The following is a 26,758-nucleotide window of genomic DNA, read 5'->3' on the forward strand; positions in this document are numbered from 1 at the left end:
TTCATTCCTCGGGGCGTAACGCGATGCCAGGATCAGTACCGACTTTCGACCCAGGACCGATCCGTCTCGGCCTCAGATCGCCAAACGCTCCGGCACCGTCTCGGGGGCCACCGCCGCCCGCGTCTCCGAAAAGGCCTCGCCGACCATCAGCAGCGCGGGCCCGTCGAGGCCCGCAGCCTCGACCCGGTCGGCAAGGTCGGCGGCGGTGCCGCGCAGCGAGGCCTGGTTCGGGCGGCTGACGTTGAAGACGAGGAGCGCCGGGGTCGCGGGCGCCAGCCCCTCGTCCACGGCCCGGGCCAGCAGCGCGCGGAGCGTGCGCTTGGGCATGTAGACCACCGTGGTGACGCTCGGATCGGCGAGGGCACCCCAGTTCAGGTCGTCCGGCAGGGCGCCGCGGCGGTCGTGGCCGGTGACGAATTGCAGACGGCGGGCAGCGTCGCGGTGGGTCAGCGACAGGCCCAGCGCGGCCGCGGCCCCCTGCGCGGCCGAGATGCCCGGCACTACGGTGACGGGAATGCCCGCAGCCCGGCAGGCATCAATCTCCTCGCCGGCCCGGCCGAACACCAGCGGATCGCCGGATTTTAGCCGCACCACCTGCTTGCCGGTGCGGGCCAGCTGAACCATCAGCGCGTTGATGTCGTCCTGGCGGCAGGACGGGCCGTGACCGGTCTTGCCGACCAGCATGGTCCGCGCCTCCCGGCGGGCATAGTCCAGGATCTCGGGGGCGACGAGGTCGTCGTACAGGATCACGTCGGCGTTGCGCAGCGCCCGCAGGGCCTTGAGCGTGAGCAGCTCCGCGTCGCCCGGACCGGCGCCGACGAGGCTCACCGCGCCGCCCTTCGGCGCCGCCTCAGTCTCCCCCAGCAGCTCGGCGAGGTCCTGTTGCGTCGGAGCGCGGTCCGGCTCCGCGAAGGCGCGATCGGTGAAGCGTTCCCAAAAGCTGCGTCGCTCACTGAACCCGTGGAACCGGGCGGTGACGCCGTCCCGCCAGTCGCGGGCGGCCCCGACCCAGCGACTGAACCCGCGCGGCAGCATCGCCTCGATCCGGGCGCGCACGGTCTGGCCGAAGACCGGCGCCGCGCCCTCCGTGGAGATGCCGACGACCAGGGGCGAGCGGTTGACGATGGCGCCGAACTTGACGTCGCACAGGTGCGGCCGGTCCACCGCGTTGACGATCGCGCCGGCGCCGCGGGCCGCGACTACGAAGGCGACGCAGTCGGCCTCGTCCTCCATGGCGCCGATGCAGAAGGCGGCCCCCCAGAGGTCGTCGGGTGTCCAGGCGCGCTCGTGAAGGGCCACGCTGCCGTCGACGATCTCATCCGGCACCGCACGGAGCTCGTCGCTGGGCTGCGGCGCGTAGACGTCGACATGGGCGCCTGCGGCGGCCAGGACCTTCACTTTCCAAGGCGCCCCGCCCGAGGATCCGGCGAGCACCACCCGCTTGCCACGCAGGGGCACGAACACCGGCAGCACCGCCAGCGGCTCCAGGCCGGCGGATTGGGTCTCGCGGGGTGCGCGGGCCGCGCGCAGGAGGCTTGGGGTGTCGGTCACGAATCTATCCTGAGCCTACATCGTGCCGGTCATCCCAACCGACAACCTCATCCTGAGGTGCCGCGTCGCCGCTGCCGCTCCGCGCCCGCATCTCAGGATGAGAGGGGCTGGCGGGACGGGCCGATCCGTTCTCGATTGGGCATATATCAAAGAATCATGCGGCGCGGGCAGTCTGGCCGGGGAGCATCTTGCGGATCTCGGGGATGCAGGAGCCGCAATTCGTGCCCGCCTTGCAGGCCGCGCCCACCGCCGCGACGGATCCGGCCCCCGCCGCGATGGTCGCGGCGATCACGTCGGCACCGACCCCATGGCAGGCGCAGACCACCGGGCCGGCCGGCGCGGTGGCGGCACGGCCCGAGAGCAGGGCACGGCGCTCGGCCGCCTCGGGGGCCTCGATGGCGAACAGGGCCTTGGCCGTTTCCCAGTCCGGGCGGGCCTCCGCGGGGGCATAGGCGAGGCACGCGACCAGCCGCGCACCGTCGTAGACGGCGCAGCGGTAGCGGTCGCGGGCATGGTCGGCGTATTCGGCGAGTTCGTAGCCGGCGAGCGCCTCGCTCTGGATCAGCCCGCGGACCATCAGCGCCACGGCGCTGGAACTGGCCGCGGTGGCGAATTGTACGCCCCATCCGCCGGTGATCGCCGCCCGCGCCCACCACCAGCCCTCCGGCAGCGCCACCTGACGGCGCGACAGCAGGAAGCCCCGAGCCCGGTAGGCGACGGGCGCGATGGCGGCAGGCGTCGCCTTCAACTCGGGCTGGCCCGAGACCGGGTCCGGCACGCCGCGGACCAGGGCCCCGACCCGGGCCTTCGACGCGTGGGCGCTGCCCCAGTGCATCGGCATGAACAGGCAGCCCGGTACCACCGTGTCCGTGACCATCACCTCCAATTCGGCTTCGCCGTGCTCGGTCCACAGGCGGGCGATGTCGCCCTCGGTGAGGCCGAGGCCGGCCGCGTCGTCCGGATGCACCTCGACGAACGGCACGGCACGGTGCGCCGAGAGGCGCTGGCTTTTCCCGGTGCGGGTCATCGTGTGCCAGTGGTCGCGCACCCGGCCGGTGTTGAGCACGAACGGGAACGCCTCCGAGATCGCCTGCGCGAGGGCCGGTGGCTGCACCGCCACGAAGCGGGCGCGCCAGTCGAAGGTGTAGAACCGCCCGTCGCCGAACAGCCGGGCCTTGCCCTGCGGCGCGCCCCGCGGGCCGGAGCGCTTCGGGATCGGCCATTGCACCGGCAAGGCGCTCTCGTAGGCGGCGTCGCCGATGTCGGTGAGCGCGCCGAGATCGAAGTCGCGGGTGCCGTTGTTCTCGTAGGCCGAGAGCCCGGCATGCTCGCGGAACACCGCCGCCGCGGAGTCGAACGCGAAGGCCCGGCCGTGGCCGAGCCGGCGGCCGATGTCGGACAGCACCGCCCAGTCGGCCCGCGCCTCGCCTGGGGGCGCCAGGAACCGGCGCTGCCGGGAGATCCGCCGTTCGGAATTGGTGACCGTGCCGTCCTTCTCGCCCCAGGCGAGCGCGGGCAGCAGCACCGTAGTCTTGCCGAGACCCCGCACCGTGTCGGAATCGGCCATCACCTCGGAGACGACGTAGAGGTCGAGCCCGTCGAGGGCGTTGCGGATCATGTCGGCCCGCGGCATCGAGACCAGCGGGTTGGTGCCCATCACCCACAGGGCCTTGATCTTGCCCCGGCTGATCGCCTCGAACAGGGCCACCGCCTTCATGCCCTCGCCGGTGACGATCCGGGGCGCACCCCAGAACCGGCGAACCCGGTCCACCTCCTCGGGGGCGAAGTGCATGTGGGCGGCCAGCATGTTGGCCAGACCCCCGACCTCGCGGCCGCCCATGGCGTTGGGCTGGCCGGTGAGCGAGAACGGCCCCATCCCGGTCTCGCCGATGCGGCCGGTGATCAGGTGGCAGTTGATGATGCTGTTGCCCTTGTCGGTCCCCTGGGCCGACTGGTTCACACCCTGCGAGAAGGCGGTGACCACCCGGCGGGTGCCCGCGAACAGGTCGTAGAAGGCGGCGATGTCGGCGAGCGGTACCCCCGTCGCGGCGGCGACCGTCGCCACGTCCGGCGCGATGAGGCGGGCGCGATCCAGGGCGGCATCGAGCCCGGCGGTGTGGGCCTCCACGAAGGCCCGGTCGCGGAAGCCGTTATCCGAAAGGTGCACGAGCAGCCCCGAGAACAGCGCCACGTCGCTGCCGGGCCGGATCCCGAGGAACAGGTCGGCCTCCTGGCCGGTCTGGGTCCGGCGCGGGTCGATCACCACGAACTTGGTGCCCCGCCGGGCCTTGGCGTCGGCCATGCGGCGGAACAGCACCGGGTGGCACCAGGCGGCGTTGGACCCGACCATGACGATCAGGTCGGCCTCGTCCAAGTCCTCGTAGCAGCCCGGTACGGTGTCCGAGCCGAAGGCGCGGCGATGGGCCGCCACCGCGCTCGACATGCAGAGCCGCGAATTGGTGTCGACATGCGGCGTGCCGATGAAGCCCTTCGCCAGCTTGTTGGCGACGTAGTAATCCTCGGTGAGGAGCTGCCCCGAGAGGTAGAACGCGATCGATTCCGGACCGTGCGCCTCGGCCACCGCGCGCAGTTTTCCCGACACGGTCGACAGCGCCGCGTCCCACGAGGCCTGGACGCCATCGACCTGCGGGTGGAGCAGGCGGTTCTCCAGCGACAGGGTCTCGCCGAGCGCCGAGCCCTTCGAGCAGAGCCGGCCGAAATTGGCCGGGTGCTCGGAATCGCCCGCGATCGCCGCGCCGCCGTTCCCGTCCGGGGTCGCGAGAACGCCGCACCCGACACCGCAATAGGGGCAGGTCGTCCGCACCGCCGGGTCTGCCACGGACAGGGTCATGGCTGAATCCTCGAAACTTCTGTGTTCGACGGCGGCCGCAAGGGGCGGGCCGCCTATTCCCTCCCCCGCAGAGGGGGGAGGGTTTCACGGGCTCAGTACACGTCGGCCTGGTAGCGGCCGGCCCTCTTGAGTGCGCCGAGATACGCCACCGCGTCCTCGGGGCTCTTGCCCCCGAACTGCGCCGCCACGTCGATGATCGCCCGCTCCACGTCCTTGGCCATGCGCTTGGCATCGCCGCAGACGTAGAAATGCGCGCCGCCTTCGAGCCACTTCCACAGGTCGGCGCCGTTCTCGCGCATCCGGTCCTGGACGTAGGTCTTCTCGCTGCCGTCCCGGGACCAGGCGAGCGACAGGCGGTTGAGCACCTTGTCGTCCTTCAGCGCGTTGAGCTCGTCCTTGTAGAAGAAGTCCGTGGCTTGGCGCTGGTGGCCGTAGAACAGCCAGTTGCGGCCGGGGGCGTTGGTGGCGGCGCGCTCGCGCAGGAACGACCGGAACGGCGCGATGCCAGTGCCGGGGCCGCACATGATCACGTCCTTGGACAGGTCCGCCGGCAGGGCGAAGCCGTGGGCCTTCTGGAGGTAGATCTTCACCTTGGTCTGCTCGGGCAGGCGCTCGCCGAGATGGGTCGAGGCCACGCCGAGCCGCAGCCGGGAGCGGTGGTTGTAGCGCACCGCATCGACGGTCAGCGAGACGCGGCCGGCATCCATCTTGGGCGAGGACGAGATCGAGTAGAGCCTCGGTTGAAGCTCGTCCAAAGCTTCCAAGAAGACCTCCGCGTCGGGCCGAGCGCCGGGGAACTTGTGCAGGGCGCCGAGCACATCGAGATAGGCGGCGTCCCCGTCCGGGTCCTCGCCCGAGGCCAGCGCCTGCGCCTTCTTGCGCGCCGCTCCCGAGGTGAGCAGCGACAGCAGCTGGTAGAGGTTGTCTGGCGCGGCGCCGAGCGCGTAGTCCTTGAGCAGGTGGTCGCGCAGGGTCTGGGTCCCGATCATTCGCTCGGGCCGGGCGCCGAGTTCGGCGATCACCGCGTCCACCAGCGCCGGGGCGTTGGCCGGGAACAGGCCGAGCGAATCGCCGGCCTCGTAGGTGATCGGCGTGCCGTCCAGGCCGATCTCGATGTGCCAGGTCTCCTTCTCGCCGCCCGGCTCGTTGAGTCGGCGGCGGGACAGGAACAGCGCCTCGACCGGGTTCTCGCGGCAGAAGCCCAGGGGGCCGAGATCGGCCGTTTGCTTCGGTGTGTCGCCCTCGGCCATCGGGGTCACGGGCGCGCCGCCGGCGGTGCCGAATTCCTCGTCCAGCTTCTTGAGCATGCGCAGGGTCTCCTTGCCGCCGGGCTGGCAAAGATTCAGGCGCTCCTCGTTCTTCAGGAAGATCGCGTTGGCGTAGTCGGCGCAGTTGTAGCCGCACTGGCCGCAATCCTGCTGGGCCATGGCGGCCATGAGCTTCTGCGGCTCGGGCCGGTCCTTGGCCATCGCCATCCGGTCGCCGATCGGCACGGAGGGGTCGTGCCAGGGCGCGTCGTCGTTGTCGGCCAGCTTGGGGCCGGCGGCGGAGGCCTCGCCCGGCGCTAGGGCTGTGGCTCCCGTCACGGCGGGGCCGAGCAGGGCGGCGAAGTAGCCGGAGAGCCACGAGCGCTGGTCGGCGTCGAACGGGGCGGTCTCGGGGATCAGGACGAGGGGGGGCGAGACGTGCTGGGTCATGCGGCGGCCTTCAGGGCGGGCTGTTCCTCGGCGGCGTCCCGCAGGGCTTCGGCGCCGGTGCGGGCGGTGAAGGATTGGAAGCTCTCGTCCGGGCCCTGCCGGCGGGCCAGATAGGTGCGCAGCAGCGCCTCGACCCGGAACGGCGCGTCCTCGGCCTTCACGGCCTTCCAGATCTCGGTGCCGATCTTCGGGTTCTCGGCGAAGCCGCCGCCGACCACGATGTCGTAGCCCTCGACGGTGTCTCCCTCCTCCGAGACGACCACCTTGGCGCCGATCAGCCCGATGTCGCCGATGTAGTGCTGGGCGCAGGAATGATGGCAGCCGGTGAGGTGGACGTTCACCGGCACGTCGAGCTCCGTCACCGTGCGCTCGACGTGGTCGGCGATGATCAGCGCGTGACCCTTGGTGTCGGAGGCGGCGAACTTGCAGCCCCGGGCGCCGGTGCAGGCGACGAGACCCGAGCGGATGCCGGCCGCTTTGATGGTCAGGCCGAGTTCGAGGATACGGCTCTCGACCTCCGCCACCCGCGCGTCCGGGACCCCGGAAAAGATGAAATTCTGCCAGACGGTGAGGCGGATCTGGCCGTCGCCGCAGTCGCGGGCGATCTCGGCCAGCGCCCGGACCTCGTCGCTGGTCATCTTGCCGACCGGCAGGACCACGCCGATCCAGTTGAGGCCGGGCTGCTTCTGGGCGTGGACGCCGACATGGGCGAACCGGTCGGTGGGCCGGCGCGGCGCCACGTGGGCCGGATCGACCCGGTCGAGCTTGCGGCCGAGCTTCTCCTCGACGGCGGCGAGGTACGCGTCGAAGCCCCAGGCGTCGAGGACGTACTTCATCCGGCTCTTGTTGCGGTTGGTCCGGTCGCCGTTCTCGATGAACACCCGGATGATCGCGTCCGCGACCACATTGCAGTCTTCGGGCTTGAGCACGATGCCGGTGTCGCGGGCGAGGTCCCGGTGGCCGGAGATGCCGCCGAGCACGAGGCGCATGTAGACGCCCGCCGCCACCGCGGCCCCGTCCAGCACCTCGATCGCCTGGAAGCCGATGTCGTTGGTCTCCTCCAGGGTCGGCATGACGCCGCCGCCGTCAAAGGCGACGTTGAACTTGCGCGGCAGGCCGTAGAGCGAGCGGTCGTTGATGATCCAGTTGTTCCAGGATTTCGCCAGCGGGCGCGTATCCAGCAGCTCCTGGGTGTCGATGCCGGCGGTCGACGAGCCGGTGACGTTGCGGATGTTGTCGGCGCCCGAGCCGCGGGCGGTCAGGCCGATATCCACCAGCCCGTCGAGGAACGGCTGGGCGTGTTCGGGGCCGATCTCGCGGACCTGGAGGTTGGCCCGGGTCGTCACGTGGACGTAGCCGCCGCCGTGCCGGTCGGCGAGGTCGGCGACGCCTGCGAACTGCCAGTGGTGCAGGATGCCGTTGGGGATCCGCAGGCGCGCCATGTAGCTCACCTGGTTCGGCGCCACCCAGAACAGGCCGTGGTAGCGCCAGCGGAAATTGTCCTCGGGCTTGGGCGGCTTGCCGGCGGCGGCGTCCGCGATCAGCCGGTTATGGCCGTCGAACGGGTGCTCGGCGCGCTTCCACTTCTCTTGCTCGCAGAGCTTGCCGCCGTCCTTGACGGTCTTGTCCTGCGCCTTGAGGTGGATCGCATCCGGCCCGGTGGGCTCGGCCGGCGCGGCCGGGCCCTGCCCGATCGCCAGGCCGCCGGTCAGGCGGGCCGCGGCGACGCCCGAGGCGAAGCCTTCGAGGTAGCGCTTCTGCTCGGGGTTGAAGCCGTCCGGGGCGGTCTGTGGGGTGGTCTCGGCCATCTGCGCCTCCCTGGATCGCTCGCCGCCGAAGTGGATGCCGGTCCGGCGTAAGCGAGCGTGTCAAATCAAAGGCTTAGTTCCCCCGGCCGATCGGCCGGGAACCTAAGCGGCGAGCGGCTCGGGCGCCGGGCGCCCGAACATCAGATCATCGAGGTTCTCGACCGGATCGCCGGAGCGGATCAGGCCCTTGCAGGCGCCCTGCTCGGCGATGTCGCCGACGAACACGGCACCGATCAGTCTGCCCTCTCGCACCAGCAGCTTGCGGTAGAGCCCGGCGCCGGGATCGGAGAGGACGATCGCCTCGGCATCTTCGGGGGTGTCCACGAGGCCGGCGGAGAAAACCGGGAGGCCCGAGACCTTGAGGCTGGTGGCAAGCGAGGTGCCGGCATAGGCGGCGCTCTCGCCGGCGAGGTGCCGGGCCAGGATGTCGGCCTGCTCGTAGGCCGGCTCGACCAGCCCGTAGATCAGGCCGCGATGCTCGGCGCATTCCCCGAGGGCGAAGATGTTGGCGTCCGATGTGGTCATCCGGTCATCGACCTTGATGCCGCGGCCGATCTCCAGCCCCGCCCCCTGCGCCAGGGCAACTGAGGGACGCACCCCCACCGACATCACCACCATGTCGGCCGGGAGCACGGTCCCGTCGGCCAGGATCAGGTGCTCGACCCTGCCGTCGCCCTCGACCCGGGCGGTGTCGGCCTTGAGCAGCACCCGCACGCCGCGGGCCTCCATGGCCCGCTTCACCAGCCCGGCTGCGTGGTGGTCGAGCTGGCGCTCCATCAGCCGGTCCATGACGTGGAGAAGGGTCGTGTCGACCCCCAGACGCGCCAGGCCGACCGCGGCTTCCAGCCCGAGCAGGCCGCCGCCGATGACGATCGCCCGGGCGTGCTGCACGGCGGCCTTGCGGATCGCCGCCACGTCAGCGAGGTCACGGAACGTGATCACCCCGGGAAGGTCCATCCCGGGCTTGGGCAGGCGGATCGGCAGCGATCCCACCGCCAGCACGAGCTTGTCGAAGGGCAGGACGTGGGTCTCTCCCACGGTCGCCAGCCCGTTCTCGCGATCGATCTGGGTGACCGGGGCTCCGGTGATCAGGCGGATTCCGTGGGCCGCGTACCAGTCCAGGCCGCGGAAGTCGCAGGCCGCCTCTTCGACTTCGCCGCCCAGCAGCGAGGAGAGCAGGACCCGGTTATAGGCGGCCTTCGGCTCGGCGCCGACGCAGGTCACGTCGAACCGGCCGGGCGATCCTTCGGTCAGGCGCTCGAGGAAGCGGAGCGAGGCCATGCCGTTGCCGACGACGACGAGCCGCTCGCGTGGGAGACCGGTCTCGGCGCGCGTATTGTGTGCGCTGGTATCCATTGGGGATGTCGCCATCTCTCGATCGCGTCGGGGACCTCGATTGCAGGATCGTCGGCGGACCGCCCACGAAAAAGCCGCTGCCGGTTATCCCCCAGGGCAGGCTTGAACCCGCAGGAGAACCGGATCAGCGGCCTCGCTGACGGCGCTGCCCGTCGCCATTGACGGACGCGAGCTATCAAGCAGATCTCATGCCAAGCAGGACCCGCATCGGTAAAATGGTCTCATGACTCGTGAAATCGCGGCAGCCCATGGGGCCTGGCACGCTAGAGCGTGGCGCATCGCACTGCACAAAAAGCGGGCTGGTAGTCGCTTAAACGATCAGCGCTGTGGCAGTGGAACTGGCGTCCGAGCTGTCTTCAAACACGAGCGCAAACGGCAGAAGGATCGCACTGCACCCTCATTGCGGGCACGGCGAAGCAATCGAGGAATCCTATATACGCTCGTAGCGTGAGCGATCTCGGGTTGCTTCCCTCTACTCGGTGAGACGGAGAAGCAGGAACACGCCGATCGGATCGGATTACATGCCGTGTTCGACTCGGATCTCAGATCAGTGTCGAGAGCATCGCCAGCAGGCCCAGCGTCGGCATGGCGCCGGCCACGAGCACCCAATACCAGGACGGAACACCACCGGGACGGCGGTTGTCGTTGCTCGCGCGCGGAGCCTTGGCGCCGCGGCGAACATAGCGTCGAAGCTCGATCCGGCTGCGCGGATGCGATGTCGACGATTCGGTATCGAGTTTACGGCATCCGGGCATGGCGTAGTCACAACGGCCGAGACCCGGCAACGTTCCGCGATCTGCCGCATCCCGGCAATGGGCGAATGACGAAATCCGCGTGATGTCTGCTGCCACTCAGAGCGCTGTCGCGGCCCGGTAGAGGTCGGGCCTGTAGATGGCCGCCGCTTCGGCATCCGGGTGTCTCCCCGGCGGTAACTGCTGCGAGGCGGCCATCTGCGTCACGAGCCACCGCGCGGCCTCGGGCCGCGGCTCCTGCACGTCGGCGCCGAGGTCGAGACGGCCCGGCATCGGCCGCGCCGCGCCGGCCGCGTCCAGGATCGCATCGCCCGCGAAGCCCCGGGCCACGAGGTCGACGTCGAGGTCGAGATAGGTCCGGTGCGCTAGGCAATGGATCAGGTCGGTGCGGTTGGCCGGGTCGGCGCACCATAGGCCGGCCCGCGCCACCGCCCGGACGAGGGGCAGCAGCGCGTCGTCGAGCCGGCCCGACACGGCCAGGACCTTCTCGGGGGCGTCCGGTGCGAGGTCGCAACCGAGCGCCGCGATCCGCCCGTGGCCGGCTGATACCGCGACGTCGTTCCAGGGCGCGCCCGCGCAGTAGCCGTCGACCAGGCCGCGGGCGAGCGCCTCGACGCTGTGCTGGGGCGGAACCACGACCGTGCGGAAGGCCGACGGGTCGAGGCCGCCGGCCTCGGCGAACAGCCGCAGCTGATAGCTGTGGCAGGAGAACGGATGCACGGTCCCGAGCGTCAGCGGCTGGCCCGCGTCCCGGCGCTCGGCCGCCACCCGGGCGAAGGCCCGGGCCACATCCGTCAGGGCCTCGCTCGCCGGGCCCATCGCGGCCCAGAGCCCGCGCGACACCGTGATGGCGTTGCCGTTGGCGCTGAGCTGCAGCGGGACGACGAGGTCGGAGGGCGGTCCCGACAGGGCGAGCCGGCTCGCCAGCGCCAGCGGCGCCAGCATGTGGGCGCCGTCGAGATGGCCCAGCGCGAGGCGGTCGCGCAGGGTCGCCCAGGACGGCTCGGCCGAAAGGTCGAGTTCCAGTCCCTCGGCCCGGGCGAAGCCGAACGCGTGCGCCACGATCAGCGGCGCGGCATCGCAGAGCGGGACGTAGCCGAGCTGAAGCCTCATCCGAGCAGGTCCGCCGTGGTGACGATGGCCCGGGCGATGTCGGCGATCTTGCGCTTCTCGTTCATGGCCTTGCGTCGCAGCTGCTTGTAGGCCTCGTCCTCGGTCAGCCCCTTCAAGTTCATCAGGATGCCCTTGGCGCGCTCGATCAACTTGCGGTCGGCCAGTTCGCCGCGGGCCTCCGACAATTCGCGCTGGAGCCGCGCGAAGGCGTTGAAGCGCAGGATCGCGATATCGAGGATCGACTTGATCCGCTCCGCCCGCAGCCCGTCGACCACGTAGGCCGAGATGCCGGCGTCGACCGCCGCCTGCATCATGGTGGTGTCCGAGCGGTCGACGAACATCGCCACCGGCCGCTCGACTTGCCGAGAGACCCCGGACATCTGCTCCAGGATGTCCCGGCTGGGGCTCTCTAGGTGGATCACCACCACGTCGGGCTTGAGGGCGGTCACCCGCTCCAGAAGGTCGACGGTATCGGGAATCACCACGATTCGACCGATGCCGGCCGCGCGCAAGCCCTCCTCCAGGATCGCCGCGCGGGCGCGGCTCGGGTCGATCACGGCGACGGTGAGGTTGGATTCGGTCATCGGGGCCCGGTCGGGCGGGACTTCTCGAGAGGGCGACCCGGTTCGGGCGCTCCGGCCAAGCAAGGCATATGCCCCGCAGCTGTCGCCAGCGTTACCGCCGCGCAAAGAAACGGTCCAGCTTCCGCCGCAATGCTGGGGGCATTCTTGCGTCGTCGGAACTAGGGCGGGGGTGGTGAAACGGATGCGCAGGCCAGACCCGCTTGCCCTCACGGACGCCGCCACCGGCCGCGTGTCGATGCCGTTCCTGCCGACGTTGGTCGTTGTGGGGATCCTGGGCGTCGCGTCCCTCTACTGCCCGTCGTCGCAGCTGACGCCGCCGCCGGAGGCCCGCGCCGAGCTCGTCGCGCCCGAGGCTCCGTCGCCCACCGCGTTCGTCAAAGCCGCGCCGGTGTCCGTGCCGGTCCGCCGCCCGGCCACCGTGGCCTTCGCCGAAGTCTATCCCCTGGTCCCGACGCAGCCGGCCCGGCCGGCGTTCGCGGCCCGGGCGACGTCGCATATCGCGATCGCAGGCCGCCATGCCTGCCCCGGGCGCCGCTGCCCGGAGATGCCCCAGCGCATGACCGATCCGCTGGCCGCCGCCCGTGCGGAGACCATCGATTCGGATGAGGCCGGGCTGCTGCCCCCCGCCGCCCTGCCCTTCGCGGCCTCCGTGGTCGAACGGCTGACGCCCGCCGCCCGCGTCGTCGGCGATGCGGCCAACCTGATGCGCGACGGGGCGGCCGCCGTGCAGGGATCCGTCGCCCTGGTGGTGGCCGACTGCCTGCGCTGACGCGCCCGCAACTCCGTCCGTACGACACGGCATTCCGCTTGGCTCGCCGTGCCTCCGGCTCTGGACCTCGCAACCGGGCGTCCTAGGTGCGTTGCAGCGGATGGCCGGGGGATTCCGGCCGCGCGGGAGCCGGGGCCGTATGGCTGCACGCATCGAGGATTATGCGCTCGTCGGGGATTGCCGCAGCGCCGCGCTGATCAGCCGGCAGGGCAGTGTCGACTGGCTGTGCTGGCCGCGCTTCGACGCCGCCGCCCTGTTCACCAGCCTGCTCGGGACCGAGGCTCACGGATTCTGGAAGATCTATCCCGAGGCCGAGCATGTCGAGACCAGCTGGGCCTACCGTCCGGGGAGCCTGGTGCTGGAGACCCGGCACACGACGCGGCAGGGCGAGGTCCTGGTCACCGATTTCATGCCGGTCGGCGACGGCGCCCACTTGGTGCGCCTGGTCGAGGGTGTTCATGGGCGTGTCGCCATGCGCATGGAGATGGCGGTGCGATTCGACTACGGCTCCGCGGTGCCGTGGGTCTCGCGCTCGGAACTGGGCGACCTGCGCGCCGTGTCCGGCCCCCACAAGGTCGTGCTGCGCACCGATGTCCACTTGAAGGGCTCGGACGCGCAGACGACGCTATCCGAGTTCACCGTCCATGCCGGCGAACGCTGCCGCTTCGTCCTGAGCTACGGCGCCTCGCACGAGGACGACCCGCATCCGATCGAGCCGCTCAAGACCCTCGAAGCCACCGATCAGGTCTGGCGCGACTGGTCGAGCCGCTGCGCCGGCGGCACCGCCTGGGACCGGATGCTGCAACGCTCGCTGCTGACCCTGAAGGCGCTGATCTACGAGCCCACCGGCGGCATCGTCGCCGCGCCGACCGCGTCCCTGCCCGAGGGGCTCGGCGGTGAGCGGAACTGGGATTACCGCTTCTGCTGGCTGCGCGACTCGACCCTGACGCTCATCGCCCTGATGGATGCGGGCTACATCGACGAGGCGCGCGACTGGCTGGGCTGGCTGCTGCGGGCGGTGGCCGGCAACCCGGAGCAGGCGCACATCCTCTACGGTATCGGCGGCGAGCGGCTGCTGCCGGAGATCGAGCTCGACTGGCTGCCCGGCTACGAGAACTCCAAGCCCGTGCGGATCGGCAACGCCGCGGCCTCGCAGTTCCAGATCGATGTCTACGGCGAATTGTTCGACGCGCTCTACCAAGCCCATGCCCGCGGCCTGCCGATCAGCAAGGATGGCCTCCGGGTCGGGCTGGCGATCCTGGGCCACCTCGAGAAGGCCTGGCGCTTGCCCGACGAGGGCATCTGGGAGGTGCGCGGCGGCTCGCGTCACTTCACCCACTCGAAGGTGATGGCCTGGGTCGCCTTCGACCGGGCCCTGCGCATGCACGAGATGCACGAATCCGGCGCCACCGAGGGGCAGGCCGTGCGCTGGCGCGCGCTCCGCGACGAGATCCACGCGGAGGTCTGCGCGAAGGGCTTCGACGCCGAACTCAACAGTTTCGTGCAGTCGTACGGATCGAAGGCGCTGGATGCGAGCCTGCTGCTCATCGCCCATACCGGCTTCCTGCCGCAGGACGATCCCCGGGTGGTCGGCACCGTCGCGGCGATCGGCAAGGGACTGATGCGGGACGGCTTCATCCTCCGCTACGAGACGCAGGGGCAGACCACCGACGGCCTGTCCGGCAACGAGGGGGCGTTCCTGCCCTGCACGTTCTGGTATGCCGACAACCTGATCGGCCTCGGCCGGCGGGACGAGGCGCGGGCGATCATCGAGCGCCTGATCGGGATCTGCACCGATCTCGGCCTCGTCAGCGAGGAATACGACGTGCATGCCAAGCGCCTTGTGGGTAACTTCCCCCAGGCATTCACCCATGTGGCGCTCGTCAACACGCTGCTCAGCTATACGCGCGGCGAAGGGCCGGCGGATCGGCAGGGTGGTAAGGCCAACGGAGCCCCTCCCGCCGTCCTGCGGCAGCGTGAAGCCGACAAGCGGCACGCAAGAGGCGAACTGGAAGACGCGACATCATGAGCGGCGCTGATACTCCCGCCAAGGCGGCCCTCGCTGAGATCGATACGCTCAGCATCAACACCATCCGAACGCTCGCCATCGATGCGGTGCAGAAGGCGAATTCCGGCCATGCGGGCGCGCCTATGGGCCTCGCCCCGGTCGCCTACACGCTGTGGAACCGCTACCTCCGCTACGACCCGGCCCATCCGCACTGGCCGAACCGGGACCGCTTCGTGCTGTCCTGCGGTCACGCGTCGATGCTGCTCTACGCCCTGCTGCACCTGGCCAACGTCGCGGAGAGCGACGGCGGCAACGCGGCGGCCGTGACGCTGGACGAGATCAAGAAATTCCGGCAGCTCGACAGCCGCACCCCGGGACATCCCGAGTACCATTTCACCACCGGCGTCGAGACGACCACCGGGCCGCTGGGCCAGGGCGTGGCGAACTCGGTCGGCATGGCGATCGGCGGCCGCTTCCTCGGCCAGCACCTCAACCGGCCCAACCTGCCGCTGTTCGACTACAACGTCTACGCGATCTGCTCGGACGGCGACCTGATGGAGGGCGTCGCCTCGGAGGCCGCCTCGCTCGCCGGCCACCTGCGGCTGGCCAACCTCTGCTGGATCTACGACGACAACACCGTCACCATCGAGGGCCACACCGAACTCGCCTTCGGTGAAGAGGTCGCCACCCGGTTCCTGGCCTATGGCTGGCAGGTGCTGCGGGTCGCCGACGCCAACGACGTGCACGCGATCGCCGGCTCCATCGAGACGTTCCTGGCCACCAACGACCGGCCGACCCTGATCGTCGTCAAGTCGGTGATCGGCTACGGCGCCCCGAAGAAGCAGGGCACGTCGAAGGCGCACTCGGACGCGCTGGGCGAGGAGGAGGTCAAGGGTGCCAAGCGGGCCTACGGCTGGCCTGAAGACGCGCAGTTCCTGGTGCCGGACGGCGTGCACGAGAACTTCCGCGACGGCATAGGCAAGCGCGGCGCCGCGCTCTACGATGCCTGGCAGGATTTGCTGTCCAAGGCCCGGGAGGCCGATGCCGACCACGCCGAGGATCTCGACGCCCTGCTGGAAGGCCGCCTGCCCGACGGCTGGGATAAGGACATCCCGGTGTTCGAGCCCGACGCGAAGGGCCTCGCCACCCGCGAATCGTCCGGCAAGGTGCTCAACGCCATCGCGCAGCACGTGCCGTTCCTGCTCGGCGGCTCGGCCGACCTGGCCCCGTCCAACAAGTCGAACCTGACCTTCGAGGGCGCCGGCTCGTTCGGGCCGTTCTCGCCCGGCGGGCGCAACCTGCATTTCGGGGTGCGCGAGCACGCCATGGGCTCGATCGTGAACGGGCTCGGGCTCTCCGGCCTGCGGGCCTATGGCGCGACCTTCCTGGTGTTTGCCGACTACATGCGGCCGCCGGTCCGGCTCGCCTCCCTGATGGAGCTGCCGATCTTCCACATTTTCACGCACGATTCGATCGGCGTGGGTGAGGATGGACCGACCCACCAGCCGGTCGAGCAGCTGCTGTCGCTGCGTTGCATCCCGGGTCTCGTCACCCTGCGCCCGGCCGACGCGAACGAGGTCGCCGAGGCCTACCGGGTCATCTTCTCGCTCAAAGACCAGCCGGCCGTGCTGGCGCTCTCGCGCCAGCCGCTGCCGACGATGGACCGGACCAAGTTCGGCGCGGCCTCCGGCACCGCCAAGGGTGCCTACGTGCTGGCCGACAGCGACGGGACGCCCGACGTAATCCTGATCGGCGCCGGGTCCGAGGTGCAGCTCTGCGTCGGCGCCTACGAGACGCTGAAGGCCGAGGGCGTGAAGGCCCGAGTGGTCTCGATGCCGTCCTGGGACTTGTTCGAGCGCCAGGACCAAGCCTACCGGGATTCCGTGCTGCCCCCCACCGTCAAGGCGCGGGTGACCGTGGAGCAGGGCAGCATCATCGGCTGGGACCGCTACGCCGGAACCGAGGGCACGGTCATCGGCATGGATACGTTCGGCGCCTCGGCGCCGATCAAGGATCTCCAGACCAAGTTCGGCTTTACCCCCGAGAAGGTGCTGGAAGCAGCCCGGGCGCAGCTCGCCAAGCACAAGCGATAACGCGTGATCCCTCCCCTCTGCGGGGAGGGATCAGGGGTGGTGGTGGTTCATACGGAACCGCCGAGCCTCATCCGGCACCACCCCCACCTCCAACGCATCCCCACGAGGGGGAGGCGAGCAGGGCGTGAGTAGGGAAGGACGAGGAACCGACATGAACGCGCTCAAGGCCCTGCACGACGAACAGGATCAGGCGGTTTGGCTGGACTTCGTGGCCCGCGGCTTCGTCCAGAAGGGTGAGCTGAAGCGCCTCGTCGAGGAGGACGGCCTGCGCGGGGTGACGTCCAACCCGTCGATCTTCGAGAAGGCGATCGGCCACTCGGACGAGTACGATGCCAGCCTGAAGGCCGTGCAGGAGACCGGCGACAGCCGCGTCATCGACCTCTACGAGGGCCTGGCCATCGCCGACATCCAGGCTGCCGCCGACGTGCTCCGCCCGGTCTACGAGTCGAGCGACGGGGCGGACGGCTACGTCAGCCTCGAAGTCTCGCCCTACCTGGCGCTCGACACCGAGGCGACGCTGACCGAGGCGCGGCGCCTGCACAAGGCGGTCGCCCGCGACAACCTGATGGTGAAGGTGCCCGCCACCCCGGAGGGCATCCCGGCGATCCGGCAGCTCACGGCCGAGGGCATTTCGATCAACGTGACGCTCCTGTTCTCGCAGGAGGCCTACGAGGCGGTGGCCCGCGCCTTCGTCGACGGGCTCGACGCGCGGGCCAAGGCCGGCCACGACGTCTCGAAAATCGCCAGCGTGGCGAGCTTCTTCATCAGCCGGATCGACGTGCTGGTGGACAAGCTGCTCGACGAGAAGATCGCCCAGGCCAACGACCCCGACGAGAAGGCGGCACTCGGCCAGCTCAAGGGCAAGGTCGCGATCGCCAACGCCAAGCTGGCTTACCAGCGCTACCGGACGATTTTTTCCGAGGCGACCTGGACGTCGCTGTCGGAGAAGGGCGCCAAGGCGCAGCGGCTGCTTTGGGCCTCGACAGGCGTGAAGAACAAGGCCTATCCCGACGTGCTCTACGTCGAGGAGCTGATCGGGCCGAACACCGTCAACACCATGCCGCCTGCCACCATGGACGCGTTCCGCGACCACGGCACCGTGCGGGCGAAGATCGAGGAGGACGTGCCGGGCGCCGAGGCGGTCATGACCCGGCTCGCCCGGTCCGGCATCGACATCGAAAAGGTCGCTGAGCAGCTGGTGAAGGAGGGCGTGCGGCTCTTCATCGACGCCGCCGACGACCTGCTCGGCGCGGTCGCCGGCAAGCGTGCGGCGCTGCTGGGCCAGCGCCTCGACGGCCAGAGCCTCGTGATGGACGACAGCCTCGCCGCAGAGGCGAAGAAGACCGTCGAATCCTGGCGGGCGAGCGGCGCCATCCGCCGGCTCTGGGCCGGGGACGCGACGGTCTGGTCGGGCCACGACGAGGCCAGCTGGCTCGGCTGGCTGCACATCGTCGAGGAGGAGCTGGCGAAGGCCGAAGACTACGCCGCCTTTTCCGACTGGGTGAAGCAGGAAGGCTTCACCGACGCCGTGGTGTTGGGGATGGGCGGCTCCAGCCTCGGCCCCGAGGTGCTGAGCCTGACCTACGGACAGCGCGAGGGCTTCCCGAAGCTCCAGGTCCTCGACTCGACCCATCCGGACCAGGTGCGCGCCCTGGAGGCGAGCATCGACCTCGGCCGGACCCTGTTCATCGTCTCGTCCAAGTCCGGCTCGACGCTGGAGCCCAACGTTTTTCGCGATTATTTCCTGGGGCGCGTGAAGGAGACTCTGGGTGACCGGGCGGGCGATCACTTCGTCGCCGTGACCGACCCGGGCTCGGACATGGAGCGCGCCGCTCAAAGAGATAAGTTCAAGAAAATCTTCTACGGCGTGAAGCAGATCGGCGGGCGCTACTCGGTGCTGTCGGCCTTCGGGCTGGTGCCGGCCGCCGCCTTGGGCCTCGACGTGAAGGCGTTCTTGGAGACGGCTCGGATCATGGTTTGCTCCTGCGGACCGGTGGTGCCGCCGGCGCAGAACCCGGGCGTGCTGCTCGGTGCCGCGATGGGCGCGGCGGGTCTCGCCGGACGCGACAAGGTCACGATCATCGCCTCGCCGGGGATCGACAGCTTCGGCGCCTGGGCCGAGCAGCTCATCGCCGAATCGACCGGCAAGCAAGGCAAGGGCCTCGTGCCGGTGGACGGCGAGCCGGCGAGCGTCCCAGCGGTCTACGGCCGCGACCGGTTCTTCATCTACCTGCGCCTCGACGGTCAGGCTCAGGAGGCACAGGACGAGGCCCTGCGCGCCCTGGAGCGCGATGGACACCCGATCGCCCGGATCACCCTCGATTCGATCGAGCAGCTACCGCAGGAATTCTACCGGTTGGAGATGGCGACCGCCGTCGCCGGCGCGGTGCTCGGCATCAACCCGTTCGACCAGCCCGATGTCGAGGCCAGCAAGATCGAGACGAAGAAGCTGTTCTCGGAAGCGGAAGCGAGCGGCGCCCTCCCCGACGAGACGCCGCTGTTCGAGGACGACGCGATCGCCCTCTACGCCGACCCGAAGAATGCTGCGGCCTTGCCGCAGGCCACCGAGGGCCTGGAGGCGGCGCTCAAGGCGCAGATCGCCCGCCTGAAGGACGGTGACTATCTCGGGCTCCTGGCCTACGTCCCGCGCAACCCGAAGGCCGCCGGCATTCTGCAGGAAGCTCGGCTCGCCGTGCGCGACGCCCGGAAGGTCGCGACCTGCCTGGAATTCGGGCCGCGGTTCCTGCACTCGACCGGGCAGGCCTACAAGGGCGGCCCGGATACCGGCGTGTTCCTGCAGATTACCTCGGCCCCCTCCGAGGACCTGCCGATTCCCGGCCGGGCGCTTGGCTTCAGCACCGTGGTGGCCGCCCAGGCGCGGGGCGACTTCGCGGTGCTGGCCGAGCGCGGCCGCCGTGCCCTCCGGGTCCACATCAAGGGCGATCTCGACGCTGGGCTGAAGCGCGTGGCGGCGGCGCTCACGGCGGCAGTGGATTAGGCGCCAGCTCTCTCCTTCCCCTTGCGGGGAGGAACCGGAGGTGGAGGTGATTCCGGATGAGGCTCAGCGGTCCCGTCTGAACTGCCCCCACCCCTGACCCCTCTCCGCAAGGGGGAGGGGAAACCCCGAGGAGATGACGACAATGCAACTCGGCATGATCGGCCTCGGCCGGATGGGCGGCAACATCGTCCGGCGCCTCCTGCGCGACGGGCACACGGCCGTGGTCTTCGATCAGAACCCGGCGGCTTTGGCCGCGCTGGTCGAGGCCGGCGCGGTCGGCGCGTCGAGCCTGGAGGATCTGGTCTCCAAGCTGGAAGTGCCGCGCACCGCCTGGGTGATGCTGCCGGCCGGCGCGATCACCGAGGAGGCGGTCAAGACGCTGGGCGGCCTGATGCAGTCCGGCGACTGCATCATCGACGGTGGCAATTCCTTCTACGGCGACGACGTGCGCCGGGGGCTGGAATTGAAGGAGAAGGGTCTGCATTACGTCGATGTCGGCACATCGGGCGGCGTCTGGGGCCTGGAGCGCGGCTACTGCATGATGATCGGCGGCGATACCGAGACCGTCGACCGCCTCGACCCGATCTTCAAGACCCTGGCGCCGGGCATCGGCGACATCCCGAAGACCCCCAACCGCGACGGCCGCGACCCGCGCGCCGAGCAGGGCTACATCCATGCCGGGCCCACCGGCGCCGGCCATTTCGTCAAGATGGTCCATAACGGCATCGAGTACGGCCTGATGCAGGCCTATGCCGAGGGCTTCGACATCCTGAAACACGCCAATGCGGATGCGCTTCCGCCTGAGCGGCGCTTCGACCTGAACATGGGCGACATCGCCGAGGTCTGGCGACGCGGCAGCGTCGTCTCGTCCTGGCTGCTCGACCTGACCGCCCAGGCGCTGGCCGGCGACGAGAGCCTCCACGACTTCTCCGGCTACGTCGAGGATTCCGGCGAGGGCCGTTGGACGATCAACGCTGCCATCGAGGAGAGCGTCCCGGCAACCGTGCTGTCCGCCGCCCTGTACCGCCGCTTCCGCTCGCGCGAGCAGGAGAGCTACGCCGACAAGCTGCTCTCGGCCATGCGCAAGGGGTTCGGCGGCCACCAGGAGCCCAAGAAGTCCTGAAGCCAAGAACTCCTGATCCCAAAGAATCCCGAGGCGCCGATGAGCCTTCCCACCGGAATCCATGTCCTGCCCGATCCGCAGGCGGTCGCCCGCGAGGCGGCCGAGCGGCTGATCGTGGCCTGCGGCGAGACCGACGCCGAGCGGATCGCGCTCTGCCTGGCCGGAGGCTCGACCCCGAAGGTGCTCTACGGCCTGCTCGCCGGCCCGGACTACGCCGCCCGGGTGCCGTGGGAGAGGATCCACTGGTTCTTCGGCGACGACCGCGTGGTCCCCTGGGACGATGAGCGCAGCAATGTCCGGATGGTCCGCGAGGCGTTCGGGCACGGCTCCCGGATCCCCTCGACCCACCTGCACTTCATCCCGTCCGACGCGGGCGTGGAGGCCGGAGCCCGGGCCTACGAGCGGACCCTGCTGGACTTCTACGGGGCCGACAGCCTCGATCCCGCCCGGCCGCTGTTCGACCAGGTGCTGCTCGGCCTCGGCGAGGACGGGCACACGGCTTCCCTGTTCCCGGGCAAGCCGGCCGTCGCCGAGACCGACTGCCTGGTCGCCCCCGTGCCCGAAGCCGGGCTGGCGCCGTTCGTGCCGCGGATCAGCCTGACCCTGCCGGCCCTGGCCTCGTCACGGCACGTCCTGTTCCTGGTCACGGGTGCCGGCAAGCGCGAGGCCCTCGCTCGGATCGCCGACGGGGAGGACCTGCCGGCAGGCCGGGTCACCAGCGTGGGCGACGTGGCCTGGCTGCTCGACGCCGCGGCGGCGCCGTAGGCGGTGATCCGGCGTTACGGTCTGGCAAGGCCGATGCGCTAAGACGGCCTGCCTGCGACGCGACGCGGATCCCGCTGCCTCTCGGGCCGGGGGCATGCCACGAAGAGCCAGATGCGCGCGGGCACCGTCGTCCTTTACACCGACCAGCCCGGCCGCCGCGGCGAACTCCTGCGCGTGCTCGGAGACATTGCCCCCTGCACGGTGCTGAACGCGGCCGCGATGCCGCCCCCCGGCCCCTGCCTCGCCCTGGTGGCGGATGTCGACCTGCTGCAGCCCTCCCCGCTCATCGGCCTGCGGACCCTGATCGCCGCCGCCCCGGCCCTCCCGCGGGTGTTCCTGATGCGCAGCATGGGCGCACGCAGCCTGTCGGCGGCGCGCGGGCTCGGGGCGGGCCTCTGCCTCCCCGTGGATACGCCGGCCGAGACAGTGGCCGAGGCCCTGCTGGCGCAGCTGCCGCCCGTGCCCGGGGAAGTGACGAAGCCGGGCGGGCGCGTCGGGACGCCCCTCGTCGTCCAGGCCGCCGACAAGGCCGGCGCCGTCATCGCCAACCTGCTCGACGCCGCGCGAGCCTCCGGATCGGTCGATGCCGCCCTGGTCGACGACGGCCTTGAGCCGATCCTTGGGGCGATCGGCCAGGGCGGCCTCAACGCCTGGCTCGACACGGTCCGTGCCTACGACGACGCGACCTATCAGCATTGCCTTCTGGTAGCCGGCCTCGCCGCGACCTTCGCGATCGACCTCGGCTTCTCCGACGCCGACCGCCATCAACTCGTGCGCGCCGCCCTCGTGCACGATGTCGGCAAGGCCAAGATTCCCCTGGAGATCCTGAATAAGGCCGGTCCCCTCGACGTGGCGGAGCGGGCCGTGATGCGCGAGCACCCGGCGCTGGGGCACCGGATACTGGTCCAGGCCGGCGGCTTCGACGACGCGGTGCTGAAGGTGGTGCGACACCACCACGAACTCCTCGACGGCTCGGGCTATCCGGACGGGCTCGTGGGTGACGCCATCGACGACATCGTCCGGCTGATCACTGTCTGCGACGTCTACGCCGCGCTGGTCGAGCGCCGCCCCTACCGGGCCCCGATGTCGGCCGCGGCGGCCATGGCGATCCTGCACGGCATGGATGGCAAGCTCGACCGGGCGCTGGTGCGCGCTTTCGAGCGCTCCGTCGCCGGGTCCTGATGGGCGCTGGCGTCCGCGAACGATCGATCTCCCTGAACGGTCCGATCGACGCGGCCTCTCGCGTCACGTCGCCCTTACGAACGCAGCGAAGCGATCCGGGGAGACGCCGATGTCCGGACAACGCGCTGCGCCGGGTCGTTTCGCTGCGCTCGCGATGACGGTCGAGCCTGCAGACGAAGTATGCGGAAACCGCCGCCCACGCACCTCCTGCATTGCGCCGGAACAGCCAGACGCGTGGAACGGCCTGACGCGATTGGTCAACCAAGAAATCAAACCCTCGCGATCCGTCGCTCCGCGCAATCTCATTGCGCGAGGGAGCAGCACGAGACCGAACTTGGCAACCTGTCTCCCGCACCCTGGCGGTAGGATTCGCCGAGCCCGACGGAGGGCTTCGAAGGAGATCGCCATGACCCCGCTAAGCCATCCGGCCGACATCGAGGCGATGATGGCGGATCTGGCGCTCTCGGCCGCTCGCTCTCCTGACGCCTACCTGGCCGCGGCTCGGACGACCCTGACGCAGATCCTGGCGCGCCCGGGGGGCGTGGACCGGACGCGGCTGGCCGCACCGCCGGAGGGTCTGGGCCGCAACCTGCTGTTCGGGACGCGGGCGATCAGCGTCTGGGCCATGGTGTGGAGCCCCGGCGCCATCACGCCGGTGCACGACCACCATTGCTCCTGCTGCTTCGGCCTGCTCAGCGGCAGCCTGCGGGAGACCTGGTATCGCCCGATCAGCGACACCCACGCGGTCGCGACCCGCGATGCGGTCCGGGAGCCAGGCTACGTGGCCTGCATGATGCCCTCGGGGCCGAACCTGCACCGGATCGCCAACGACGGACCAGCGACAGCGATCTCGATCCACGTCTACGGCTACGATCACCGGGAGCAGGCCTCCTCGGTGCACCGCACCTACGAGGTCGCGGCGGGGTGACGGCGGGCGCCTACACGGTGCCCGGCTGAGGCTTTCGGATCTCGCTGATCGGCATCGCGCCGAGCAACCCGATCAACCCGCGTCTCACGCGTGGTACCGCCTCGAGGCGGTGACTTCCGGCGCAGGGCAGACGTCCGCTACAGGAACGAAAGGCCCCCCGGCCCGAGTCGTAACTCGGCTCGACGGTTCGTTCACTCTCGCAGCAGGACGCCAACATGAGCCTTCGCGTCGGCATCGTCGGGATCAGTGGTTTTGGCGGCGGCGAGGCGTTGCGCCTGATCGCGGGCCACCCGTCCTTCGAGCTCGTCTACGCCGCGGGCGAGGGGAGCGCCGGTAGCCGTTTGGCGGATCGCTATCCCGGTGTGCCGGCTAAGCTGGCTGAGCTGGTGATCGAGAAGTGGGACCCCGGGGCCCTGCCGAAGCTCGACGTGCTGTTCGCGTCGCTACCCACGGGCGCCTCGGCCGAGGCGCTGGCGCGCGTCCCCGGGGACGTCAAGATCGTCGATATCGGTGGTGACCACCGCTACGTCGCGGGGTGGGCATACGGCCTGGCCGACATCTGGCCGGCCCGGATCGTGGATCAAGCGCGCGTCGCCAACCCCGGCTGTTTTCCGGCAGCGACGCTGACGGCGCTGGCGCCGTTGCTGGCCGATAAGCTGATCGAGCCCGGCAACATCGTGATCGACGCCAAGACCGGCATTTCCGGTGCCGGTCGGGGCGGTGCGGACAGCCGGTTCGGCTACGCCGAGAGCAACGAGAACCTGGTGCCCTATGGCCTGCTCAATCATGTCCACATGCCCGAAATCGCCGAGACGATCGAGCGGCTGAGCGGTGGCAGCGCGGCCGGGCTGGTGTTCACGCCGCACTTGGTTCCGATGACCCGCGGCGTCCTCGTGACGATCTACTGCCGTGGCCGCGCCACGACGGATCAATGCCTGGAGGCGGCGCGGCGCTTCTACGCCGGACGTGCCTTCGTCCGCGTCACCGACAAGCCACCGCAGACCAAATGGGCGACCGGCTCGAACCTCGCGTTCGTCAGTTATGCGGCAGATCCCGAGCGCAACCTCGTGATCGCGATGGGCGTGGTCGACAATCTCGGCAAGGGGGCGGCCGGTCAGGCGGTTCAGAATGCGAACCTGATCTGCGGCCTGCCGGAAACCGCAGGGCTCGACGGCGCACCTGTCTGGCCGTGAGGCTTGCACGCGTGCGCGTCGTCGGCTTGAGGCGGTCGGCAGTGCTTCATTGCGCCGGATCCGCCGCGGTCCGGGACCGCGCATCGCCCCGGGTTGCCCCGCCGGTCCCGCGATGGCGCCGGAGGCCACGCCCTGCCTCCTGCTGAAAGACGGCCTCACGTCATGTAGATCGTCGGCACCGCGGTCGTGTACTTCATCTCCTCCATGGCGATGGAGGAGGACAGGTTCGAGAATTCGAGCTTCGCGATGAGCCGCTGGTAGACCGCGTCGTAGGTCTCGATGTCGGGCACGACGATGCGCAGCAGGTAGTCGATCTCGCCGGTCAGGCGCCAGGCCTCGACGATTTCCGGGAAGCCTGCCACCACCCGGCGGAACGCGTCGGACCAGTCTGCGGCGTGGCGCGGTGCCTTCACGGCGACGAACACCGTGGTCGGGACGTTGACCTTGCGGCGGTCCACCAGGGCGACCCGGCCCCGGATGACGCCGGAGGCCTCCAGCTTCTTGACCCGGCGCCAGCACGGCGCGGCGCTGACGCCGACTCGCTCGGCCAACTCGGCGACCGGCAGCGTCGCGTCCTGCTGCAGGACGTCCAGGATTTTTCGGTCCACCGCGTCCATACGACCATCGCTCCCGCGCGGGGTCCGGGCTGCCGGGGCTACAGGAAGAAGTGCTTCGAGAGCTTCAGCCCCTGGGCCTGGTAGTTCGATCCGGCCCCGGCGCCGTAGAGCGTGCCGGGGATGGCCAGCATCCGCTCGTAGACGAGCCGTCCGACGATCTGGCCGTCCTCCAGCAGGAACGGCACGTCCCGGGAGCGGACTTCGAGCACCGCGCGGGCACCCGCCCCGCCGGCCCCGGCATGGCCGAAGCCCGGGTCGAAGAACCCGGCGTAATGGACCCGGAACTCGCCGACCAGCGGATCGAACGGCACCATCTCGGCGGCGTGGTCGGGGGGGACCTGCACCGATTCCTTGGAGGCCAGGATGTAGAACTGGCCGGGATCGAGGATCAGGGCGCCCGAGCCGTCCGCCGGCAGCGGCTCCCAGAAATCCGCCGCCCGGTGGCGGCCCGGGGCGTCGACGTCCACCAACCCGGTATGGCGCTTGGCCCGGTAGCCGATCAGCCCATCGAACCCGGACAGGTCCACCGAGACCGCGACGCCGCCCTGGAAGGACGGGGCAGCGCAATCGACCAGCGGTGAACGCAGGTGGAGCTGGCCGAGTTCGGCCTCCGTCAGCCGCGGCGCCCCACGGCGGAAGCGGATCTGCGACAGACGCGATCCGGTGCGGACCAGCACCGGGAAGGTGCGTGGCGAGATCTCGGCATAGAGCGGCCCGGTATAGCCGGGCTCGACCTGGTCGAATGCCTCACCCCGGTCGGTGATGACCCGGGTGAACACGTCGATGCGGCCGGTTGAACTCTTGGGGTTCGCGGCCGCCGCCAGGTCGGCGGGGAGCGCCAGGCCCTCCTGCAGTTCCGCGATGTAGACGCAGCCCGTCTCCAGCACAGCGCCGGGGCGCAGGTCGATCGTGTGCAGCGACAGGCGGTCGACGCAGGCCTGGACCGTCCGGGCCGCCCCCGGCAGGAAGCTGGTGCGGACCCGGTAGGCCGTCGCACCGAGGCGCAGGTCGAGGCTTGCCGGCTGGATCTGGTCCGGCGCGAAGGCGGCGGCGGTGCGGATGCCGCCCGCCTGCGCCAGCGCCGCGATCGCCTCGGCCGGCAGGATGCCGCCACGGATCTCGACGCCCGGATCGGCGGCCTGCGAATCGGCGGCATCCTGGCCTGCGCCCGCGTTCATCGCGCCTCGACTCCTTCGCGCGCCTCCGGGTGGATCCGCGATCCCCGACGTTCTCCGCCCGGACTGGCTAATGCCGGCTTAATCCGGATGGTACGATACGCGCGGCGCGGGACTCGACCCCCCTCGGACGAGGCTGCGGCATCATCCGCGCGAGGTAGTCCGCCGCAATTGACGCCGATTTCACTGGCCACT

The 26,758-nt window shown here is 70.1% G+C and carries 19 protein-coding genes; 9 read left to right on the top strand and 10 right to left on the bottom strand.

Features of this window, described 5'->3' with window-relative positions; translation table 11 throughout:
- Positions 1 to 72: 72 nt before the first annotated feature.
- From cysG to AC0IY0_RS08785, 8 genes are all read right to left on the bottom strand, one after another.
- Positions 73 to 1,551, bottom strand: coding sequence for a siroheme synthase CysG (gene cysG / locus AC0IY0_RS08750; protein WP_471763603.1), 1,479 nt, complete (start codon positions 1,549 to 1,551; stop codon positions 73 to 75).
- Between the two features lie 154 nt (positions 1,552 to 1,705).
- Complete coding sequence (locus AC0IY0_RS08755; protein WP_471763605.1) at positions 1,706 to 4,402, bottom strand: molybdopterin-dependent oxidoreductase; 2,697 nt, start codon at positions 4,400 to 4,402, stop codon at positions 1,706 to 1,708.
- A 92-nt stretch (positions 4,403 to 4,494) separates the two neighbouring features.
- On the bottom strand, positions 4,495 to 6,099 hold the full coding sequence (locus AC0IY0_RS08760) for a sulfite reductase subunit alpha (RefSeq protein ID WP_471763607.1): 1,605 nt from the start codon (positions 6,097 to 6,099) through the stop codon (positions 4,495 to 4,497).
- The gene (locus AC0IY0_RS08765; RefSeq protein ID WP_471763609.1) at positions 6,096 to 7,907 is read right to left on the bottom strand and encodes a NirA family protein; all 1,812 of its coding nucleotides are present in this window, start codon (positions 7,905 to 7,907) and stop codon (positions 6,096 to 6,098) included. The genes AC0IY0_RS08760 and AC0IY0_RS08765 overlap by 4 nt, the downstream gene beginning before the upstream one ends.
- A gap of 102 nt (positions 7,908 to 8,009) precedes the next feature.
- Complete coding sequence (locus AC0IY0_RS08770; RefSeq protein WP_471763611.1) at positions 8,010 to 9,278, bottom strand: NAD(P)/FAD-dependent oxidoreductase; 1,269 nt, start codon at positions 9,276 to 9,278, stop codon at positions 8,010 to 8,012.
- A gap of 527 nt (positions 9,279 to 9,805) precedes the next feature.
- Positions 9,806 to 10,114 carry a hypothetical protein gene (locus tag AC0IY0_RS08775; RefSeq protein WP_147938367.1) on the bottom strand — a complete coding sequence of 103 codons (309 nt, stop codon included), beginning with the start codon at positions 10,112 to 10,114 and terminating at the stop codon, positions 9,806 to 9,808.
- On the bottom strand, positions 10,115 to 11,128 hold the full coding sequence (locus AC0IY0_RS08780) for a CmpA/NrtA family ABC transporter substrate-binding protein (RefSeq protein ID WP_471763613.1): 1,014 nt from the start codon (positions 11,126 to 11,128) through the stop codon (positions 10,115 to 10,117).
- Positions 11,125 to 11,712 carry an ANTAR domain-containing response regulator gene (locus AC0IY0_RS08785; RefSeq protein ID WP_147854501.1) on the bottom strand — a complete coding sequence of 196 codons (588 nt, stop codon included), beginning with the start codon at positions 11,710 to 11,712 and terminating at the stop codon, positions 11,125 to 11,127. Before AC0IY0_RS08785 ends, AC0IY0_RS08780 begins: the two co-directional genes overlap by 4 nt.
- Positions 11,713 to 11,893: 181 nt before the next feature.
- On the opposite strand from AC0IY0_RS08785, the gene AC0IY0_RS08790 reads away from it, so the two are divergent.
- The 9 genes from AC0IY0_RS08790 (at position 11,894) to argC (ending at position 24,771) form a co-directional block, all read left to right on the top strand.
- Positions 11,894 to 12,481: a hypothetical protein gene (locus tag AC0IY0_RS08790; protein WP_187193587.1), complete on the top strand. Its 588-nt coding sequence runs from the start codon at positions 11,894 to 11,896 to the stop codon at positions 12,479 to 12,481.
- A gap of 139 nt (positions 12,482 to 12,620) precedes the next feature.
- Complete coding sequence (locus AC0IY0_RS08795; RefSeq protein ID WP_419829621.1) at positions 12,621 to 14,510, top strand: glycoside hydrolase family 15 protein; 1,890 nt, start codon at positions 12,621 to 12,623, stop codon at positions 14,508 to 14,510.
- A complete protein-coding gene (gene tkt / locus AC0IY0_RS08800; protein ID WP_471763615.1) occupies positions 14,507 to 16,582 on the top strand; it encodes a transketolase in 2,076 nt (691 codons plus the stop codon). Before AC0IY0_RS08795 ends, tkt begins: the two co-directional genes overlap by 4 nt.
- A 151-nt stretch (positions 16,583 to 16,733) precedes the next feature.
- A complete protein-coding gene (locus AC0IY0_RS08805) occupies positions 16,734 to 19,580 on the top strand; it encodes a bifunctional transaldolase/phosoglucose isomerase (protein WP_471763617.1) in 2,847 nt (948 codons plus the stop codon).
- Positions 19,581 to 19,722: 142 nt separating this feature from the next.
- Entirely contained in the window at positions 19,723 to 20,703 is a 981-nt protein-coding gene (gnd, locus tag AC0IY0_RS08810; protein WP_147909568.1) for a phosphogluconate dehydrogenase (NAD(+)-dependent, decarboxylating), read from the top strand.
- A 39-nt stretch (positions 20,704 to 20,742) separates the two neighbouring features.
- Positions 20,743 to 21,468: a 6-phosphogluconolactonase gene (gene pgl, locus AC0IY0_RS08815; protein WP_471763619.1), complete on the top strand. Its 726-nt coding sequence runs from the start codon at positions 20,743 to 20,745 to the stop codon at positions 21,466 to 21,468.
- 111 nt (positions 21,469 to 21,579) lie between these two features.
- The gene (locus tag AC0IY0_RS08820; RefSeq protein ID WP_419829618.1) at positions 21,580 to 22,650 is read left to right on the top strand and encodes an HD-GYP domain-containing protein; all 1,071 of its coding nucleotides are present in this window, start codon (positions 21,580 to 21,582) and stop codon (positions 22,648 to 22,650) included.
- Positions 22,651 to 23,056: 406 nt separating this feature from the next.
- Complete coding sequence (locus tag AC0IY0_RS08825; RefSeq protein ID WP_471763621.1) at positions 23,057 to 23,578, top strand: cysteine dioxygenase; 522 nt, start codon at positions 23,057 to 23,059, stop codon at positions 23,576 to 23,578.
- Positions 23,579 to 23,793: 215 nt separating this feature from the next.
- The gene (gene argC, locus AC0IY0_RS08830) at positions 23,794 to 24,771 is read left to right on the top strand and encodes an N-acetyl-gamma-glutamyl-phosphate reductase (protein ID WP_147938360.1); all 978 of its coding nucleotides are present in this window, start codon (positions 23,794 to 23,796) and stop codon (positions 24,769 to 24,771) included.
- 155 nt (positions 24,772 to 24,926) lie between these two features.
- On the opposite strand, the gene AC0IY0_RS08835 is transcribed toward argC, so the two are convergent.
- Positions 24,927 to 25,388, bottom strand: coding sequence for an Lrp/AsnC family transcriptional regulator (locus AC0IY0_RS08835; RefSeq protein WP_147908820.1), 462 nt, complete (start codon positions 25,386 to 25,388; stop codon positions 24,927 to 24,929).
- Between the two features lie 38 nt (positions 25,389 to 25,426).
- On the bottom strand, positions 25,427 to 26,566 hold the full coding sequence (locus AC0IY0_RS08840; protein WP_147938359.1) for a 2'-deoxycytidine 5'-triphosphate deaminase: 1,140 nt from the start codon (positions 26,564 to 26,566) through the stop codon (positions 25,427 to 25,429).
- Positions 26,567 to 26,758: the final 192 nt, after the last annotated feature.

The organism is Methylobacterium sp. AC315 (assembly GCF_979253755.1).